The organism is Pseudoflavitalea sp. G-6-1-2 (assembly GCF_012927185.1).
GTDB lineage: Bacteria > Bacteroidota > Bacteroidia > Chitinophagales > Chitinophagaceae > Pseudobacter.
Genome location: NZ_JABBGB010000001.1, coordinates 1,236,709 through 1,255,873, shown reverse-complemented (window position 1 = coordinate 1,255,873; position 19,165 = coordinate 1,236,709). Strand labels below are relative to the sequence as shown.

15 protein-coding genes are annotated in these 19,165 nt (G+C 47.5%); 3 read left to right on the top strand and 12 right to left on the bottom strand.

Annotated elements, in window-relative coordinates:
* Positions 1-22: 22 nt before the first annotated feature.
* From HHL16_RS05305 to HHL16_RS05285, 5 genes are all read right to left on the bottom strand, one after another.
* Complete coding sequence (locus HHL16_RS05305; protein ID WP_169424092.1) at positions 23-325, bottom strand: GNAT family N-acetyltransferase; 303 nt, start codon at positions 323-325, stop codon at positions 23-25.
* An 18-nt stretch (positions 326-343) separates the two neighbouring features.
* Positions 344-1,204, bottom strand: a complete 861-nt coding sequence (locus HHL16_RS05300) for a pirin-like C-terminal cupin domain-containing protein (RefSeq protein WP_169424091.1) — start codon at positions 1,202-1,204, stop codon at positions 344-346.
* 21 nt (positions 1,205-1,225) lie between these two features.
* Positions 1,226-2,098, bottom strand: a complete 873-nt coding sequence (locus HHL16_RS05295; protein WP_169424090.1) for a pirin family protein — start codon at positions 2,096-2,098, stop codon at positions 1,226-1,228.
* 265 nt (positions 2,099-2,363) lie between these two features.
* The gene (locus HHL16_RS05290) at positions 2,364-3,593 is read right to left on the bottom strand and encodes an MFS transporter (RefSeq protein ID WP_169424089.1); all 1,230 of its coding nucleotides are present in this window, start codon (positions 3,591-3,593) and stop codon (positions 2,364-2,366) included.
* Positions 3,594-3,641: 48 nt separating this feature from the next.
* On the bottom strand, positions 3,642-4,307 hold the full coding sequence (locus HHL16_RS05285; RefSeq protein ID WP_240965792.1) for a FadR/GntR family transcriptional regulator: 666 nt from the start codon (positions 4,305-4,307) through the stop codon (positions 3,642-3,644).
* Between the two features lie 439 nt (positions 4,308-4,746).
* Here HHL16_RS05285 and HHL16_RS05280 point away from each other — a divergent pair, with 439 nt between their 5' ends.
* Positions 4,747-6,822, top strand: a complete 2,076-nt coding sequence (locus HHL16_RS05280) for a family 10 glycosylhydrolase (RefSeq protein ID WP_169424088.1) — start codon at positions 4,747-4,749, stop codon at positions 6,820-6,822.
* A 132-nt stretch (positions 6,823-6,954) separates the two neighbouring features.
* Here HHL16_RS05280 and HHL16_RS05275 read toward each other — a convergent pair whose 3' ends face one another.
* Positions 6,955-7,383 (bottom strand): SRPBCC domain-containing protein, encoded by a 429-nt coding sequence (locus HHL16_RS05275; protein WP_169424087.1) that lies wholly within the window; start codon positions 7,381-7,383, stop codon positions 6,955-6,957.
* Positions 7,384-7,559: 176 nt separating this feature from the next.
* Between HHL16_RS05275 and HHL16_RS05270 the strand changes: the two genes are divergently transcribed.
* Positions 7,560-8,546 (top strand): helix-turn-helix domain-containing protein, encoded by a 987-nt coding sequence (locus tag HHL16_RS05270; RefSeq protein WP_169424086.1) that lies wholly within the window; start codon positions 7,560-7,562, stop codon positions 8,544-8,546.
* Positions 8,547-8,639: 93 nt separating this feature from the next.
* Here HHL16_RS05270 and HHL16_RS05265 read toward each other — a convergent pair whose 3' ends face one another.
* The 6 genes from HHL16_RS05265 to HHL16_RS05240 form a co-directional block, all read right to left on the bottom strand.
* On the bottom strand, positions 8,640-9,065 hold the full coding sequence (locus tag HHL16_RS05265; RefSeq protein ID WP_169424085.1) for a VOC family protein: 426 nt from the start codon (positions 9,063-9,065) through the stop codon (positions 8,640-8,642).
* A gap of 110 nt (positions 9,066-9,175) precedes the next feature.
* Positions 9,176-10,312, bottom strand: coding sequence for a VWA domain-containing protein (locus HHL16_RS05260; RefSeq protein ID WP_169424084.1), 1,137 nt, complete (start codon positions 10,310-10,312; stop codon positions 9,176-9,178).
* Between the two features lie 4 nt (positions 10,313-10,316).
* Positions 10,317-12,608: a DUF5682 family protein gene (locus tag HHL16_RS05255; RefSeq protein WP_169424083.1), complete on the bottom strand. Its 2,292-nt coding sequence runs from the start codon at positions 12,606-12,608 to the stop codon at positions 10,317-10,319.
* Positions 12,609-12,636: 28 nt separating this feature from the next.
* Positions 12,637-13,719 (bottom strand): AAA family ATPase, encoded by a 1,083-nt coding sequence (locus tag HHL16_RS05250; RefSeq protein WP_169424082.1) that lies wholly within the window; start codon positions 13,717-13,719, stop codon positions 12,637-12,639.
* A gap of 10 nt (positions 13,720-13,729) precedes the next feature.
* Positions 13,730-15,220, bottom strand: coding sequence for a DUF5691 domain-containing protein (locus HHL16_RS05245; RefSeq protein WP_169424081.1), 1,491 nt, complete (start codon positions 15,218-15,220; stop codon positions 13,730-13,732).
* Between the two features lie 8 nt (positions 15,221-15,228).
* Positions 15,229-16,536 carry an SWIM zinc finger family protein gene (locus tag HHL16_RS05240; RefSeq protein WP_169424080.1) on the bottom strand — a complete coding sequence of 436 codons (1,308 nt, stop codon included), beginning with the start codon at positions 16,534-16,536 and terminating at the stop codon, positions 15,229-15,231.
* A gap of 415 nt (positions 16,537-16,951) precedes the next feature.
* On the opposite strand from HHL16_RS05240, the gene HHL16_RS05235 reads away from it, so the two are divergent.
* Positions 16,952-19,144, top strand: a complete 2,193-nt coding sequence (locus HHL16_RS05235; protein WP_169424079.1) for a TonB-dependent receptor — start codon at positions 16,952-16,954, stop codon at positions 19,142-19,144.
* Positions 19,145-19,165: the final 21 nt, after the last annotated feature.

Genomic DNA, 19,165 nt, shown 5'->3' with positions numbered 1-19,165 from the left:
ATGGAATATTGATGATTGGTCTTTATTTTACTGAATCAGATAACAAACGATTCCAGTCCGGATGGCGCTTGAGATAGGCTATCACAAACGGACAAAGCGGCACCAGTCTTTGCTTGCGTTCTTCGATGTATTCGAGGGTCTTCTCTACAATGGCCGTTCCTACTCCTTTTCCTTCCAGCTCCACCGGCACTTCGGTATGCGTCAACACAACCTGATCACCTGCCTCTTTGTATTCAATCAAAGATGTATACCCGTCTACTTCCAACTCAAATTGCTGAAGTGCTTCATTCTTGATCAATGGAAGGTTTTTGTACTGCTCCTGCATAAGTATTGATTTAATGGTTTAAAAATCCAGGGTGCCGAATACACCATTCTTGTAATCTTCAATGGCCTGATCTGCTTCTTCGGCAGTGTTCATTACAAAGTTGTCCTTTGCTGCAACAGGCTCATCGATAGGTTCGCCAGAGAGCAGCAGAATAGTGCTGTCTTCTTCTGCCTGTATTAAGAACTCGTTATTGTCTTTTTCAAATATGATGAGATTGTGCTCAGCCACTTTGTTTGTATCATTTACGGTAAGTTCGCCTTTTGCGATGTACAGCAATGTCCAGTAACCGGGAGTAACGGGAACCTTCAGACTTGTTCCCTGGCTGATGCTGCCCATTACGCTGATGATGGGTGTAAAACTTTTTTCGAGCGGACCTTTCTGCCCGTCGAAATTTCCGCTCACCAGTTTCAGGTCTGTACCGGGTTGCTGAAGAACAGATGGCATCTGTTCTTTGCTGGCATTCTGATAATAGGGCTCATCCCATTTGTGTGCTGCCGGTACGTTCAGCCAAACCTGAACAAACTCCTGAATGCCTCCGTTCTTCAACACTTTGTCTGTGGGGCCTTCGCTGTGCAGCAATCCTTTTCCGGCGAACATCCATTGAGCACCTCCTGCTCCAACAACTCCCTGATGCCCTGCATTGTCTTTGTGAAATCCTTCTCCCTGCAACATGAATGTTACCGGAGAAAATCCGCGGTGCGGATGAGGGTGTATCCTCAGCTCCGAACCCGGAGCAATTTCCTCCGGCTTCAAATGATGTATCAGAATGAAGGGGCTTGCAAATCTGAAATCCTTATGCGGCAATGGCTGCAATACTGTTTCTTCTTTAGTGATCTGTTTTTCCCTTCCTGCAAGAATATGCGCAATGGACTTTATCATAGCCGTGTTATTTCTTAGTGATTATTCGAGTGTTCCGAATTTGCCTGAATTGAATTCCTGAATAGCTTCCAGCAATTCTTCCTGCGTGTTCATTACAAATGGTCCGTAAGATGCTACGAGTTCTTTAATTGGCTCACCGCTGAGCAACAGCAGCACACTATTCTCTGTTGCATTGATGGTGATCTCTTCACCTTCGTTGCGGAACAACACAAAACTGTGTTCTGGTGTTTTTGATCCGTTCACTTCCACTTCTCCGTTGATCACAAGGATCGCTGTGTTATGCGCAGCCGGTATATTGGTAGTTAAGGTACCATTTTTATTCAGGCGGATATCAAACATATTGATCTGCGTGAACGTGTAAGCCGGACCTTTCACTCCGTTGAAATCGCCTGCAATAACGCGAACATGCCCGCCATTATTGGCTAACTCGGCCATGCCCATTTTATCGGCAGTGATGGCCTGATATTTTGCGGGGGTTTGTTTGTATTGTTTTGGAAGGTTTACCCAGAGCTGTACCATTTCAAATGGACCGCCGGATTTGGAGAACTCTTCGGAGTGATGTTCTTTGTGAAGAATGCCTCCGCCTGCCGTCATCCACTGAACGTCGCCGGCATTGATAACACCGGAGTTACCGGTACTGTCTGCATGCGCCACACTTCCTTTGTAGGCAATGGTTACGGTCTCAAACCCTTTATGCGGGTGAACGCCTACGCCACGGATCTTATCTGTTGCACTGAAATCGATCTCTGCATTGAAGTCGAGCAACAAAAACGGACTGATCTTTTGAGGATTGAAGGTCCTCGCAGAAGGAAAGTAATTGTATACTCTGAAACCATCCCCCACCATACCTGGGGCGGCGGGTTTTGCAAAAATATGCTCGATTGTCTTTTTCATATAACCTCCTGGTATGTTGAATTGTGTTTAGCAAAAATACCAGTGAATGATGCCGTAGGCCAATAATGCAGGTTAAGCCCATTTCTTAATCTACATTAAGAACAGATTTCGAAGCAGTTTTTGTTTTTCAGGCCTGTATCTGAGTGGACCTTCAGGAATGGAATGATACAGAAGAAAGATCCCGCTGCACTTCACTCATGTTGCCATGGGCTACGGTTCAGCGGGATCGGAATGATATGCTAAAGGTATGAAATCTACACCTGCTTTATTGCTTCTTTCTTGTTTCAAGGTTCGGTAAGAATGCAGTGAGGATACCAATCAGCGGTAACCATGCACAAACCTGATACACGTAACGGATGCTGGTGGCATCGGCCAGTTTTCCGAGAAGGGCGGCGCCCACACCAGCCATACCGAAGGCGAAACCGAAGAACAGTCCGGCGATCATACCTACTTTACCCGGCAGCAGTTCCTGTGCATATACAAGGATGGCAGAGAAAGCAGAGCTGATGATCACTCCGATGAAAACGCTCAGAATGCAGGTCCAGAAAAGACTGGCATAAGGCATCATCAAAGTGAACGGAGCAGCGCCAAGGATGGAGATCCAGATAACGTATTTTCTTCCGATACGATCGCCCAGTGGTCCCCCGATGAAAGTACCGGCTGCAATGGAGAACAGGAAGATGAACAGATAGATCTGTGAACTCTGTTTGGTGATATGGAACTTATCCATCAGATAGAACGTGTAGTAGCTGGTGAGACTACTCATGTAAAAATATTTCGAGAAGATCAGTACCAGCAGAATGATCAGAGAGAAGGTCACTTTAGCAGTGGATAGTTTTTTCTTCTCTGTGAGTACCGCTACCTTCTTTGGTTTGATGCGATGTGTGTTCAGTTTGTACCAACCGCTGATGCGAAGCATGATGAAGATAGCCAGCAACGCTGCCAGTGAAAACCAGATCACATGGAACTGACCGAGCGGAACGATGATCGCCGCCGCAAGCAACGGCCCCAGCGAGCTGCCGGCATTACCGCCCACCTGAAATAATGATTGGGCCATGCCATGTCTTCCACCAGCTGCCATATATGCCAGCCTCGATGCTTCCGGATGGAATATGGCAGAGCCAATTCCCACCAATGAAACTGAAACCAGTACCATGGGGAATGAATGGGCGAGTGCCAGCGAGATCAATCCGATGAGACTAAAACTCATGCCAATGGCCAGTGAATAGGGTTGTGGACGTTTATCGGTGTACAATCCTACCAGCGGCTGCAATATAGAAGCAGAGGTCTGGAAGGTGAGGGTGATCAATCCTACCTGAGAAAAATTCAGGTGCAGCGATTCTTTCACCAGCGGATAGATAGCGGGAATGAGCGACTGCAATGTATCGTTCAATAAATGTGTTACACTGAGGGCGATAAGCACCGAGAATACTGTGCCTTCGGCCATCTTTTGAGCAGCCTTTTTTTCTTCAGCGGGAAGAGTGGTGGTTTGCATACTTTCTTTTTAATAATCTGATCATCTGACGACTTAGAATAAAAAAAATCACTTTGTGTGCGTACTGATCTTTGTTGCCATGATCAGCGCTCTTGCAGGATTTTTGTCTGCGATGGCTTGCAGGAGATCTTCGTGCAGCTGCTGCGAAAGCATAAAGCCCGAAGTGTCTTTGTAACGCTCCATGAAAGCCTGTTTCAGATGGGTTGCAATCGTTTTGTAGAGATCAACGATAATGGGATTTCCCGAAGCATCGGCGATGGCCGAGTGGAAATTTATATCGGCCTGAATGCAGGCCTCCTTGTTGTTCTCTGTGGCATAGCGGGCACGGTCTTTCAGAAAACCTTTGATCCGTGTTACGTCTTTGGCGGTGCGGTTGATGGCAGCTTTCTCAGCGATCTTTACTTCGAGCAGCAGGCGTACTTCATTGAGATCTTCAAAATGCGCACGCTGCAATCTGTTGCTGAGTGGTTCGCTGGGTTCAGTTGACAGGATGAACATGCCCACACCCTGCTGCACTTTCACCATTCCCTTGTTAACGAGGATCTTCACCGCTTCGCGGATGCTTGATCTCCCAACGCCAAAGCTTTCCATGAGCTCTGGCTCAGTGGGCAGCTGGTCGCCGGTTTTGAACAGACCTTGTGAGATCTGCTGTTCGAGCAGAACAGCTACCTCATCGGCGAGAGACTGGCGTTTTAAAGGTTGGCGATTCATCATATCATCTGATGATACAAAATTAGTCGAATTTCTTAAACCGGAGAATTTTTTTTGAACAGGAAAAGTTAAAGCTACCCTCCTCATCTTATACGCGTGAACAGATACGGAGATAAGTCAGCTGAAGAAACTTACACGATCCCTAAAATCAAATTGCACTTTCAAAAGACATACATCCAAATTTCCTCGAAGAAACCACTCAACCTCTCTTCCCGTTTTTATCATGTTGCATAAACGAATGACTCCACTTGCAGGTTTGTGCAGTTGCACATCAAAAAAACGGCTTTCGCAAAACCCCTCAGTTGCAGGCTCAGGGAAGATTTCAGCCATTTCGGTTTTAATTGCATTAAAATTGATTCAATGCAGCACAGCAGCACACAGCCAATAGTTTTGTTTGTTTATTTTTAAGCCTCATCATTTTTTCACAGCCATATACTTTCATATGTTCAACAGGTTATTGCTACTTGCTGTAGTTGCCTTATCACTATTGCAGGCTTGCAGCTCATCGAAAAAGATTGCTTCTCAGGCATCGGGCAATGCCACTTCAACGCCCGCTTCTCCGGCATTGAGAGAGTTCAGAGCTGCATGGGTTGCCACCGTTGCGAATATCGACTGGCCTTCCAAACGTGGGCTCAGCACAGCCGATCAACAGGCAGAAGCGATCCGCATTCTCGACTTTCTGCAGGCGCATCATTTCAATGCAGTGATTTTTCAGGCGAGACCTCAGGCCGATGCACTGTATCAAAGCAGCCTCGAACCCTGGAGTTATTACCTCACAGGAGAACAGGGCAAAGCTCCGGCTCCGTTCTATGATCCGCTGCAGTTCTGGGTAGATGAATCACATAAGCGCGGCATGGAACTGCATGTATGGATGAATCCTTATCGTGCCCATCACACCGTAGGTGGACCAGTAACCGAAAGTTCCATCGTGAAAAGAAAACCTGAGCTGGTATTGAAACTGAAAGATGGCAACTACTGGTGGTTCGATCCTGCATTGCAGGGAACCAAAGATCACAGCACCGCTGTTGTTCTCGACATAGTTAAGAGATACGATATCGACGGCATTCATTTCGACGATTACTTTTATCCGTATCCCGATTACAATAAGTTTGAAGATTTCCCTGACAGTGCAAGCTGGAACAAATATGTGGCAGACGGCGGAAAATTATCACGTGGCGACTGGAGAAGAGATGCTGTGAACAGTTTCATCAGCAACCTTTACAAAGAGATCAAGGCAACGAAGAAGCATGTGAAATTCGGATTGAGTCCTTTTGGAATGTATCGTCCCGGCCAACCGGCTTCAGCTGCCGGCTTCGATCAGTACGATCAACTCTATGCCGATGCAAAACTCTGGTTGAACAAAGGATGGGTAGATTATTTTTCTCCGCAACTCTACTGGCCGATCAACAAAGAGAACCTCAGTTTTCCGGTGCTGCTCGGATGGTGGGCCCGTGAAAACCCCTACCAGCGCCATCTCTGGCCGGGCATGAGTGTAGGCCGCGATACCAGTGCAGCCAATGCCCGCGAGATACAGAACGAAATAATGATCACCAGAGGCATTGTTGCCGATGCGCCGGGAACCATTCACTGGAGCATGAAATCATTGCTCAACAATCCTGCACTCGCTCAAGCGCTGCTCGATGGTCCATACAAAAAAGATGCACTCGTTCCCGAAAGTCCATGGCTCGACGATTCTAAGCCCGGCACTCCGGAAGTGAAGATGGTTACTGTCGGCGACTCCTTAATGCTCACCTGGAATTACACTGCATCAGATAATATCCGCAGATGGGTAGTGTATGCTCAATATGGCAATCGCAAACCAGAGTACAGCATCCTGCCCTATCAGCAGAAGAGCATTATGCTTCCACGCAGTTTGGGCGATAAATCAAAAATGCTGTTGAAGCAGGTTGCAGTCACTGCTGTGAACGGAAACGGAAATGAAGGCATATTGAAATTCATTAAGGCCGACACCATTTATGCGAACGCTGCAAAGAATTTATCCATCATACCAAGATCAGGATGGAACGCAGCTGCAGCCAGACCTTTCAAAACACAGACAACGGAACGCATCACTATCCACCACGAAGGCACTAAATTCGACAGCAGCAAAGACGCAGCAAAACATATCAAAAATGTGCAGACATGGGGAATGGGGCCAGAGCGCAACTGGGCTGATATCCCTTATCATTTTCTCATTGCACCAGACGGTACGGTGTACGAAGGGAGAAGTGTGTACACCACTGGAGAAACCGCTACGGAGTACGATCCAACAGGGCACTTGCTGATCTCCTGTCTCGGAAATCTGGAAGAGCAGGAAATGCCGGCACAGCAGCTCGAATCACTGGAACGACTGATTGCATTCTCCTGCTTTCGCTTCGGCATCTCTCCCGAAAAGATTGCCTCACACAAAGATTACTCTGCCAAAACTGATTGTCCGGGTAAGAACCTGTATAAATATTTGCAGAGTGGTGAGATCAAATCAAAAGTGGTCGAATACCTGAAACAGGAATTCCTTTGATCAGAAAACGATACCAGATAAAAACGACGGCTGCCGGATTTGGCAGCCGTCGTTTTGTGAAATAGATTTATTGAATGAATTATCGCATCACTAACAAGATAATTGTTCACCGAACCGATCAGCAGGCAAACATTATCCGTTTACATAGTTCTTCAGCGTATTGCCCAGAATATCGTTCCAGCCTTTTTCGAAGTTCGATACCACAAATGATGGCACATCTTTCGGGAAGGTATCCAACCCTTCATGCGTGAGTTTCACTCTGGTTTTTCCGTCCTCCTCAAATAGCTCCCAGGTTACGACTGACTCGCCGGAATAACCATCGTACCTCCAGGTATGTTTCAATAATTTTCCTGGCTTTACTTCGAGCACTTTACAGAGATGCCTCCATGGGTCCTGCCCAGGCTCACCGGCTGTAAACTCAAACTCATAGCCCACTTCAGGCTTAAAGCCACTTACATCGAAATACCACTTCCTCATATCATCTTCATTCGTAAGGGCCTGCCATACGCGGGATGATGGAGCATTGTACACTCGTTCCACAACTAAAGGTTGACTAGCCATAAAAGGAATTTTAAGTTTGAAGGAATGCTTGTTATTCGAAATTATATGAAACCGATCGGTTACGCAAATTAAATTTGTAAGCACTGCTGCTGGTCTCGTCGGGTTTATTTTCGGTTTCAGTACTCTTTGTACCAAACGGGGTATTTAGCGACACGATTTTCCACTAATTTTATAGAATGAAACATATATCAATCCTTGTACCACAGGGTGCGTTGCTGGGTAGCATCGAAGGCCCCCGGCAGGTGTTTTCTGAAGTGAATACCATGATCGAAGACCGACTGGGCAAAGGGCCCATGTTCAAAGTTCAGCTCGTGGCATTCAAAAAAGACGTGCCTGTTTATGATGGCCTGTACACCATCAACCCGGATGCGTTGACAAAAGACATTTCCAAAACCGACCTCATCATCATTCCCGCCCTCGCAGGCGATGTAGCCAAGGCCGTTCAGGAAAATGAAGAATTCATTCCCTGGATCATCAGACAGCATCACGCAGGTGCTGAAGTGGCCAGCCTTTGCATCGGCGCTTTTCTGCTGGCAGCAACCGGACTGGTGAACGGAAAGAAAGTAGCCACTCACTGGATGGCTGCCGATGCATTCCGCAAAGCTTTTCCTGAGGTTGAACTGGTAGAAGACAAAATTCTCACCGACGAGAACGGTATCTATTCGAGCGGTGGCGCTTTCTCTTATCTTAACCTGCTGTTGTATCTGATCGAAAAATATGCAGGACGAGAACTCTCTGTGCTCGCTGCCAAAACCTTTCAGATAGATATCGACAGAAAGAGCCAGTCGCCATTTATGATGTTCCAGGGTCAGAAGTCGCATGAAGACGAAACCATCCACCGCGCACAGGATTTCATCGAAAAGAATGTGCAGGAAAAGATCTCCGTTGATCAGCTCGCAACAATGCTCGCGCTCAGCCGACGCAATCTGGAACGCCGGTTCAAGAAAGCCACTTCCAACACAGTAGTTGAATACATCCAGCGTGTTCGTGTAGAGGCAGCCAAACAAAATCTTGAATCGTCGAGAGACAACGTGAATGAAGTTATGTACAAAGTAGGCTATACAGACTCCAAAGCCTTTCGCTCTACCTTCAAACGCATTACCGGTTTATCGCCCGTTCAGTACCGAAACAAGTACAACAGGCTTGCCATGTCTGAAAACTGATCAGACATCCGGAAACAAATTTCTTTTACAGCAAAACAAGAAGAGGCCGTCGCTCCGAAAAGCAGACGGCCTCTTTATTTTGGCAATTGTATATTAGTTGTTGTTTCCTGCTACATCATCGGGAACAGCCGTCTCATCCATATAGAGCACTTCCCACTGATGCCCATTGATGTCGGCAAAGCTGCGGCCGTACATCCATCCATGATCCTGCGGATTTTTCACAAACGAACCGCCTGAAGCAAGCGCTGCATCTACCAGTTCATCTACTTTGGCACGGCTCTCCACTGCAATGGCATTGATCATCTGTGCAGTTTTTGTAGCATCACCAATTTCTTTATTATGGAAGCTTTTGAAGAACGGCTCAACCAGCAACATAGCGTAGATATTCTCTCCCATTACCATACTTGCTGCTTCATCGTTGCTGAATTGTTCATTGAAAGTAAATCCGAGCTTTGAAAAGAATTCTCTTGTCTTCTTAAGATCTTTAACTGGCAGGTTGATGAAAATTTGTTGTACCATAGTTTGAGTTTTTTTGCTTGATTTGATAACACAAAACTACGGCGAACTTCGATACCTCACCTTGTACGAATCCGACAAAAAACGGGCGTAAAACGACAGGCAATTTACCCCTACTTTTTTAGCACCAGCTCTTCTTTCGCGGCCCACAATGCGAGGTCTTGTTTGGTAAGCGCTGTTGCCATCATATCAGGAAACTTATCGGGTGTACATGCAAATACCGGAACACCCAGATTGGAAAAGAAGCTTGCCTGTGCATGATCGTAGGAGGGCGCTCCATCATCATTCAATGCCAGCAGCACTATCAGTTGCACTCCCGCAGAAGTGAGCTCCACAGCGCGTTTGCGCATACCTGCAGGATCGCCTCCTTCGTAGAGGTCCGTAATCAGCACCAGTACGGTATCTGAAGGACGTGTAATGATCTGCTGACAATAACCCAATGCCAGATTGATATCGGTTCCACCGCCGAGTTGCACGCCGAACAATAATTCAACGGGATCAGTCAGTTCTTCGGTAAGGTCCGCCACCGCAGTATCGAACACCACCATCTTTGTTTTGATGGCAGGAATGGAAGCCATCACTGCACCGAAAATTCCGGAATAAACAACCGATGTTCCCATGCTTCCACTCTGATCGAGACAAAGCACCACATCTTTGAGAGATGTTTGCTTTCTGCCATAACCAATACGTGTTTCGGGAATGATGGTTTTGTATTCGGGTTGATAATGTTTCAGATTCTTTCTGATGGTCTCCGCCCAGTTGATTTCATTGTGGCGTGGTCTTCTGTTTCGCGTAGAACGATTGAGACTTCCGGTGATGGCCTGTTGCATAGGCTGCGCCAGTTTCTTCATCAGTTCATCCACAACTTTGCGCACCACCTGACGGGCAGTATCTTTTGTTTTATCGGGTATCACGCGACTGAGCGTCATCAGTGTTGCCACCAGATGAACGTCTGCTTCTACATTCTCCAGCATTTCTTTTTCGGTGAGCATTTGTGTGAGATCGAGACGCTTGAGTGCATCGCGCTGCATCACCTGTACAACGGTATTGGGAAAGAAGCTGCGGATATCACCGAGCCAGCGGCTCACATTAGGGGAGGAAGCGCCTAGTCCCCCACGACGATCACTGTCGTACAGCGCTTCGAGGGTTTTATCCAGTCGGATATCCTGTCCGGAAATATCAATACCGGTTCCGTCACTTTCATCGCCTCCGAGTATCAGTCGCCATCTGCGAAGATTGTTTTCACTCATATCATTACATTGGATAATTGAACAATTTCATGATCACCGGAATGCCTTTTGCAGCTCTTTCATGATCGGGATCAGCATTGGTTTGTCTAACTGTGATACCTGTTGTGCCATGCTTCGCTTTTTCTCCCATCTTCTTTCTTTCGGGTTTAGCGAAATTGGAGAATGTTCTGCGAAGCAAAGGAAGCACCTGAATAAAGATGTCTTCTTCGAGCTGTTGCATCCAGTTGTCGAGTACAGCCCAGAGTTCGTTATCGAGCAGCAGAATGGTTCCGCTTCCTTTCAGAAAACCTTCGAGCCATGCCGCTGCTATTGCTGGTGCTATGGCCGGCGACATGGCCTGATGGAATTTCTTCGTGAGCTCTTCACCTGCCAGAATTTTGTAATCGCTGAGCAAGCGGGTAGCGTAGCCACTTACAGAAGGAGAGGTGGATTGATTGCCGGCAATCACCAGCAGGGTTTGTTGCCATTGTGTGTTGAGTGTGGCTTGTTGCAGCAGGTTCACTGCGTCTGTCATTTCTCTGAAATGCTCCAGCAGCGCCGCCGATGCATCATCGTCTACAGAAACGCATGCAGCGGGAAGGCTCACGCAAACGCGCTCGATCATACTCTCCACTATATTCAGCACCATGCCCGCATCGGTATTGCGCACGTTGCCATAACGACTCACATTTACGAGCGGAGGAATTACGTCCATCAACTGTACCACATCGTCGCTGGTTGCTGCGAGGTTGTTGACAGCCTGGATCAATTTTTCAACGGCCACCGGCAATGCAGCAGGGATGGCCCTTTCAAGCAATGAGCACACAACCGGTAATGTATTCGCTTCTTTGGCCTGATGCAGAATGAAGCTGCTGGTAGCATCTTCCACTGTACTTCCCCATGTTCCTTTTTCGATGATCTCGATGGAGAATTCGGGTTCCCATTTGAGGGTCCATAGTTCTTTGAAAGTGCCTGATCCGGAAACATTCGATTGCCGTCCCCATTTGATGTCGAGCAGGCGAAGACGATGCAGCAAATTGCTTCGCTCCAGATCCATTTCTTTGCGGAGATCAAGCGTATACTCTTTTTGTTCAGCAGTAGCAGGCAAGCGTAGTTTCTTTTGCAGTCGCTCAATATCGAGCTGCAATGGCGGTTTCGGAATTTCTACCGGCACCGATCCGAGCCGGTCTGAAATAATGAGTTTATCGTTAACGAGTTTCAGTAAGATATTTTCTCCGTTGCAGAGCACGCTGAGCGTGGCTTCGTTGAGTTCTTCCAATCCGGCTTTCGGAAGATTGCGGAGAGCAGCGAGAGCTTCAGCAAGGCGAACGGCTTCCATCACATGCGCTACGGATGTATCAATCTGCTGTGCCCTGAAAAGCTTTGCTACGAGCGCCATCCAGCGGGTACCATCGTCGTTGGGATGATGCCAGATATGCTCGTACCATCCCGGCGACCAGATGCCGGCGCCATAACCAGAGTTGAAGCTGAGACGACTGTAGGTCCAGGGAATCCAGGTGCAATCGACTTTCACTTTCGGAAGTCCTTTCAGCAGATCATTGTCTTCTTTTTGTTTTGGCATGTTCTTCAATGCAGGCGCATGCCATGCACCGCAGATCACGGCGATGTTTCCGAACATTTCCCTTTCAGCCTGGCGGATTGTTTTCCGCATATGCGCTTCGCGCAGCTGCTCCATTTTGTTATCGGTATCGGGAAATGCTTCGCGGAGTTCGCTCATCATTTCTTCCACCGCTTCAAACAGCTCTTGTGTATCTTTTCGGTACTCCACCATATGCTCCCACCATTTCTCACCATCCGCAAAACCGGCAGCGGCGGCGAGTTCGGAAATAGGGTCTACCCGAAAGCGTTGGGGAGCAGCTTCAGATATATCAGCTTCTTCAGCAGGTTGCAATTGAACCGGAATATCGGCATCGGACTGCAATGCCGGATCAATATCAGCTTTATCGTTTACAGCAACTGCCTGTTTCTTTTCTTCGTCCAGCGCAAATTTGTGTGCAACAGGAAGATCCATAAAGCGAACATGGATATTGTTCTTCCTCGCATACAGAATTGCCTGCCACTCCGGCGAGAATTCAGCGAATGGATAGAACACAGCCTGCTGCGGATTCTCCGGCTGAAAGCAGAGGATCGACACGGGAGGTTTCATCTCTTCACTTGCTGCCCATTGCAGAATACCATCGGCTTCAGGCGGACCTTCCACCAGCACAATATCAGGTTTCACCTGCTCCAGAAACTGTTTCACATTTCTGGCGGAGCCGGGACCATGATGTCTTATCCCAAGAATATGAATGGCCATCAGAAAATCTTGTAATGATCAGATCAGTTTACACACCGAGGTCGCGGCAGGCGCGATAAATATCCTTCCAGTCTTCTCTTGTTTTGAGAACGGTTTCGAGATATTCATTCCATACAATTTTATCCTGCACCGGATCTTTCACTACAGCGCCGATGATGCCTGCCGCAAGATCATGCGCAGTCAATCGGCCATCTCCGAAGTAAGCAGCCATCGACAATCCGTTATTCACAACGGAGATTGCTTCTGCAGTGCTGAGTGTACCAGTTGGCATTTTTACTTTTGTTTTTCCATCGAGGGTTACTCCTGATCTCAGTTCGCGGAAGATGGTAACAATGCGGCGGATCTCCTGCAACGCAGGCGGCTCTGCCGGAAGTTTCATTACTTTCTCAAAGCTTTCCACTCTCCGTTTTACGATATCGATCTCTTCTTCCATCGAATCGGGGACAGGAAGAATAACCGTATTGAATCTGCGTTTCAGGGCGCTGCTCAATTCGTTCACCCCTTTATCGCGGTTATTGGCAGTAGCGATTATATTGAATCCTTTTATGGCCTGCACTTCTGTATTCAGCTCAGGAACCGGTAAAGATTTTTCGGAAAGGATAGTGATCAACGCATCCTGCACATCAGATCCGATTCGCGTGAGTTCTTCGATACGCGCAATCTTTCCGTCTTTCATTGCACGCATCACGGGTGTTTCAACGAGTGCGTTTGGTGTAGGTCCTTCGGCGAGCAATCTTGCATAGTTCCAGCCATAACGAATAGCTTCTTCGCCGGTGCCGGCAGTGCCCTGCACTATGAGTGTGGAATTGCCACTGATGGCTGCTGCCAGATGCTCGCTCACCCAGCTCTTGGCCGTTCCGGGTAATCCGTAGAGAAGCAAAGCTCTGTCGGTAGTGAGAGTGGCTACTGCAATTTCCATCAGGCGTTTGTTGCCGATGTATTTGGGACTAACTTCAAATCCATTCTTCAGCTTTCCGCCGTTGAGATAGGTTACCACTGCACGGGGAGACAACACCCAGTTATCGGGACGATGTTCATCATCCTGCTTTTTCAGTTCTTCCAGCTCCTGTGCAAATAAGTTTTCTGCGTGCTGACGTAAGATGGTTGACATATGAATTGTTTTATGCGTTGAATGCTTTGATAAGGTCTCTCCTTATTTGAATTAATTGACGGATATAATCTGATGTATTTTTCCAGAAGGTGGCTTTGTAATCTTCAGCCGGCTTCTGTTCATCGAGCAGGTGAACAATTTCATCGGGCATTATTCTGATGCATTTCAGAAAAACATTCCGCTGGAAATTGTAGGGGTTGCGGGCTGCCTCTCCGAGTATCAGTTTGCAGAGGCGAGTGCTCCAGATATGCTCTCCATCCATGGCCAGTCTGGTAAAGGAGTCGCTGGACTTATCGAAATTCTTCACCAGCACCTCTTCCCATTTATCCGCGGGCAACAGAGAAAGTGTATCCGGATAAACTTTTTCTGTGACCTGCCATAACATCTCCGCCCATCGACGATTCTTATATTTCCCAACGGCTCCAGACAGCGCCAGCATTAGCCTGCTTCCAAACTCATCCGATTGCAACAGTTCAATTATTTTTTCGCCAGGCAACCCAAGATGGGTTTCCCAGAATTCAACAGGCACTGCTCTGATCAGATGATTGTAGATATGCTCTTCTTTGGTTTCGCCAGGCTGGATATTCGTTACATCGATACCCAACTCAGTCAATTCTTCTTTGGATAAATTGATTGCCGGTTCGAATTTTATTTTCAACTTGCTGCTCATTCCGAGCAGGGTTTTCTCTTTCTGCAAATGCACCAGTTGCCGCAGCAGTTCTTCATTTTTTTTCACCAGCGGTGAAGAAGGGATCAGCAACATCAGCCGAATGGTTTCACTCTTCACCTTTTTACTTTTCTCGGTCAGTTGTGATTGCAGAAACGGGAGATCGGCTTCACTGATTCCTTCATCGAGCAGAGAAAGAAATGCCTGCTTCGTATTGGCATCTTCCGATGCCCATACAGCCTGCAGCATTTTGATAGCTTTTGCAGGATCTGCTGCACGCTGATCTTTCAGCACTTGTTTTCTTTGTTCGGGACTTCCTGTCTGCCATGCATCTTCTTCTGTTTGATTGGCAGTGAACTTCCATGCCGGATTGAACTTCGCCAACCATTCACCACGTTTGCCGCAGCATGCAGTTACCATCGGCTGCCATTTCTTTTTGAATGCAGCGAGTTCAAGCATGGCAGGAATGTGGGCAGGATGGATGAGCTGCTGATGCTTTGTGCATTGCTCCAACCAGATCTGCAATAAAGGTTCCATGTCTTCTGCAATGATATCTTTCAGCACCCGCATGGCAAGTGTGCTGCAATACGGCAAGGTTTCTTCGGCCGCAACTGGCAGCGTTACCGAAGCCGCTTCCACAGGTCTTACTCCGCATTGCCGGTAATTCATGGTAAGTGCAGCCAGTTGCAGAAACTGCTCTTCTCTGCTGAGATTTGCATTCTGCTGAATAGCTGTTGCAGCGGGCATCAGCGCTTCAGGAAGAATAGCAGCATTGAAAGGATGTTTTTCCGATCCCATCATTGCAGCAGTTACAATATGATTCCATTGCTCCATATGGCTGATTATAAAATGATGTATTCGCCCTGGTTCCATAATCCTACGGCCAGGTATCTGTCTTCTTTTCCGATCACGGCTACGTCGAGCGCAGCACCTCCGCTGATGGAGAGCATTTTCCAGATGTATTTATTTGGATGCAGCAACTGCATCATTGCTCCATCGCTATCCTGCAACCACCATTGTTCTTTGTATTCAACAGGTTTCAACTGATGAATGAGGTAAGGCCGTTCGGTTCTGAAAGGAAGTTTGGCAAAGCCAGCAGTTTCTTCTTCGGCAACCTCCTGCCAGTTGTTGAATCCTTTGAATGCAGGTTTGGTGCCGGCATTATGCTGTTGTTTGATGATGGCGCGCATAGGCAATGCAGAAGGATAGAATACCAGTTCCGCATTGATGTTCAATCCCGGAGTGATGGCGAGCTGCGCCAGTTGTCCTTTTGCGATGAATTGCAATATCAGCGCATAACGTTGGCTGCCTGTTCCGTAGAGCCAGAACTTTTCGGTAGTGATGTTATCGCGTTCAGATACTTGTTTTGATAATACCAGCCAGTTGTCTGTGATGCCGGATTGTTCTTTCAGTTCATCCTGCTTCTGGATAAACCCGATACCGAGGCGGAGATCATCGGAGATGGCGCCATCCGTTTCGTTGGAGTTTTTGTATCCTTCGATGAGGAGATAGAGTTGCAGAAGCTGGTCCATAAAACCAGATTGCCAGCCATCGGAGTAGAAGGAGGTATTTCCGAGATTGCGTACCAGGCCTGCGAGTCCGGGAGCCTGTGCATCTACCATTCGCTTGGCTGTTTGCTCAAACCAGTTATCACCTTTTTCGGGCATGCTGTGGATGCCATTCCGGATAATATCGCTAATCCACAAACGAAGGTCTTCAATTCCATCAGACACTTTTGATTCCCGTGCCTGCGCACGTTTGGCCTGTGCCGCTTCATCAATGGGTTTATCCTTTTTCTCTGCCTGCTGAATTTGTTTTTCTTCGCGTTTGCTGAGCCAGGCGGTTACCCAGTCAGGTTCGGTGGACTCTGTGAAGATATTTGGCTGACGGGCATGCAGCAAAAGTAGTCCCAGTCCATGTTTGCAGGGAAACTTCCTGCTAGGGCAACTGCATTTGAAAGCAATATTAAGTCGGTCGATTTGAGTTTGATATGGCTTGCTGCCACTGCCCTGACATTCGCCCCAGAGGGCTTTTTCGTGGATGCCTTTGCTCACCCATTTTGCAGGATTGGCTAAATCTTTTCCTGACTTCGCGCTGCCAGCGTCCGGGGCCAGCGCCAGGATCTGTTCTTCAGTAAGGTTAAGGCTCACGGGTTCTGTTGTGAAATGATTAATGTTGCTGTTGAACGTAATTTACGTGTTTAACTTCACTGTTCCACTTAAAATCATCGTGGCGGATACGCCAGATAAATCCGTCGAGAATATAGTGTGTAATCTGTGGAAGTGCAAGTAAAGGAACCAGAAAACTGAGTATCGTTTTATCGGGATCGGGCAGTTTCCATTGCGAAGTTCCGAAGAGTCTGCTTCAATTGCTAACTGTGCAGATAATACCCGGTTGCCGTAGCAGGTTGCCTGTTAACTGCTTCTGCAGATAAGCACCCATGCAGTTCATCCCTCAGCCATTCCATTCGTCCCGGCGCATTCCATTCGTCCCGAAACGCAGTCGGAACGGCCCTTCCATTTGGATACCCCTCCCGGGGCGTGGTAATTTTGGAAAAACAATCACATGCGTTTCCAGACTATCTGCTCCATTTTCCTACTGCTGTTCTGCCAGTCGCTTTCTGCTCAGACCCTGATCAAAGGAACCATCACCGGCAGTAAGAACCTTCCGCTTAACGGAGCCAGCATCACACTCACGGGCACCTATTATGGAGCAACATCCGGAAACGGCGGACAGTTTTCTTTCAGTAGTCCGGATACCGGCCACTTCGAACTGACTGTCACATTGATCGGATACAAAAAGTCGGTTCGCGAAGTAAGACTAACCGGCGAGCCACTCAATATCGACATCATTCTGAAAGAAGAAATTTCGGAGATGCAGGCAGTGACCGTCTCCGCCGGCAGCTTCGAGGCCGGCAATCAAAAAAGGAACACCGTTCTGAACTCCCTCGACATTGTAACCATGGCGGGCAAACCGGCCGATGTTGTTGCCGCATTGCAAACCCTCCCAGGCGCGCAACAGGTGGGGGAAACAGAAGGGCTTTTTGTTCGCGGAGGTACCGGCGCGGAAACAAAAGTGTTTATCGACGGCATGCTGGTAACAAATCCTTTTTACAGCAGCGTACCGGATATTTCGCAACGTGGCAGGTTCTCTCCCTTGCTTTTCAAAGGCACCCATTTCAGCAGTGGTGGATATTCTGCGCAGTACGGACAAGCCATGAGTTCAGCGCTCACCCTCCAGACCCACGACCTTCCTTCGCGCAGCGAAACAAATATGATTATCTCTTCTCCGCAGCTCTCCTTTACCCGCCAGCAACTGGCCAAAAACGAAAAATCGAGTATAGGGTTCTCCATCAATTACAACAACCTCACTCCATACTTTGCAGCAGTTCCGCAGAAACCATTTTATACCAAAGCACCCGAAATTATCAATGGAGAATTTTTCGGAAGATGGAAAACAACAAAAGGCATGTTCAAATACTACGGATATGCAACACATAACACTATCGCATTCCACAAACCTTCACTGGAAGACGAAAAGGCATTTGATTATTTCAGTCTTAAAGGCGAGAATATCTTCACCATACTCACCTACAGTGGAAAAATAAATGATAGCTGGAAGATCAATTATGGTGGAGGTTTCAGCTACAACAAAGACAGGATCGATATTCGTACCGCAAGCCCAGACAGCAGCTTTTCATCTTTCTACCCCAGACTCACCAATTACACCACGCAGGCAAGACTGGTGTTCACCAGAACACTCGGAGGATTAAGCAAACTGCATTTCGGCACGGAATCACAACTCATTATCGACAAAATTCATGCAGAGGACAGCATCCCTTATGTGCGCAGGCAGGATAACTTCATAGCAGCATTTGCAGAATCGGATATCTACATCACGGGGCGGTTCCTCGCCAAACCGGGAGCCAGAGTTGAGTACAGCAGCTTGCTTGGAAAAGCAAATATTTCGCCGCGGCTTTCATTTGCATGGAAGTTGAACAATGCCGGACAAATCAGTCTCGCTTACGGCATCTATTACCAGAAACCCGAAACCACGTATCTGCTTCGCAAACCTCTCCTCGATTATTCGAGAGCCAGTCACTACATTTTCAACTACGAGCGGATAGCAAAAGGAAGAACCATTCGTGCGGAACTATTCTACAAACAATATCATAACCTGGTACGTTTCCCTGCCAACAACCCTATGCAGCTTACAAACGACGGAGCGGGCTATGCCAAAGGGTTTGAACTGTTCTGGCGCGACAAAAAACTCTTCAAAGGTTTCGACTACTGGATCTCCTACTCATGGCTCGATACCAAAAGGCAGTTCCTGGATTATCCTTCAAAAGTGCAGCCCACATTCGCTGCCAATCATACAGCGAATGTAGTAGCCAAACAATTCGTAGAGTCCATCACCACCAGTTTCTCCATCACCTACACTTACGCAACAGGAAGGCCCTACTACGATCCCAATCTGTCTGAGAAATCTTTTCTCAGCAGCCGTACCATGGATTATCACAGCCTGAGCTGTATGGTAAACTACCTCACCGTGATCGGAAAAGCCAATACTGTTTTCATGGTCAACGTTAGTAATGTACTTGGGAACAGCCAGGTATATGGATATCATTTCGCATCGAAACCTTCTGCAGGCGGGATGTATCGCGGAGAGCCGATCACTCCAATGGCCAAAAGATTCATCTTCATCGGAGCATTTATTTCTATCGGCAACGACCGCCGGAAAGAAATCCTCGATCTGTAATTCATCAATTCATTCATAAAA

Bases quoted from the DNA above. Each gene is read 5' to 3' on its own strand.
- HHL16_RS05305 (WP_169424092.1), bottom strand. From the start codon at position 325: ATGCAGGAGCAGTACAAAAACCTTCCATTGATCAAGAATGAAGCACTT.
- HHL16_RS05290 (WP_169424089.1), bottom strand. From the start codon at position 3,593: ATGCAAACCACCACTCTTCCCGCTGAAGAAAAAAAGGCTGCTCAAAAG.
- HHL16_RS05245 (WP_169424081.1), bottom strand. From the start codon at position 15,220: ATGGAGCAATGGAATCATATTGTAACTGCTGCAATGATGGGATCGGAA.
- HHL16_RS05260 (WP_169424084.1), bottom strand. From the start codon at position 10,312: ATGAGTGAAAACAATCTTCGCAGATGGCGACTGATACTCGGAGGCGAT.
- HHL16_RS05300 (WP_169424091.1), bottom strand. From the start codon at position 1,204: ATGATAAAGTCCATTGCGCATATTCTTGCAGGAAGGGAAAAACAGATC.
- HHL16_RS05285 (WP_240965792.1), bottom strand. From the start codon at position 4,307: ATGATGAATCGCCAACCTTTAAAACGCCAGTCTCTCGCCGATGAGGTA.
- HHL16_RS05235 (WP_169424079.1), top strand. From the start codon at position 16,952: ATGCGTTTCCAGACTATCTGCTCCATTTTCCTACTGCTGTTCTGCCAG.
- HHL16_RS05295 (WP_169424090.1), bottom strand. From the start codon at position 2,098: ATGAAAAAGACAATCGAGCATATTTTTGCAAAACCCGCCGCCCCAGGT.
- HHL16_RS05270 (WP_169424086.1), top strand. From the start codon at position 7,560: ATGAAACATATATCAATCCTTGTACCACAGGGTGCGTTGCTGGGTAGC.
- HHL16_RS05275 (WP_169424087.1), bottom strand. From the start codon at position 7,383: ATGGCTAGTCAACCTTTAGTTGTGGAACGAGTGTACAATGCTCCATCA.
- HHL16_RS05265 (WP_169424085.1), bottom strand. From the start codon at position 9,065: ATGGTACAACAAATTTTCATCAACCTGCCAGTTAAAGATCTTAAGAAG.
- HHL16_RS05255 (WP_169424083.1), bottom strand. From the start codon at position 12,608: ATGGCCATTCATATTCTTGGGATAAGACATCATGGTCCCGGCTCCGCC.
- HHL16_RS05280 (WP_169424088.1), top strand. From the start codon at position 4,747: ATGTTCAACAGGTTATTGCTACTTGCTGTAGTTGCCTTATCACTATTG.
- HHL16_RS05250 (WP_169424082.1), bottom strand. From the start codon at position 13,719: ATGTCAACCATCTTACGTCAGCACGCAGAAAACTTATTTGCACAGGAG.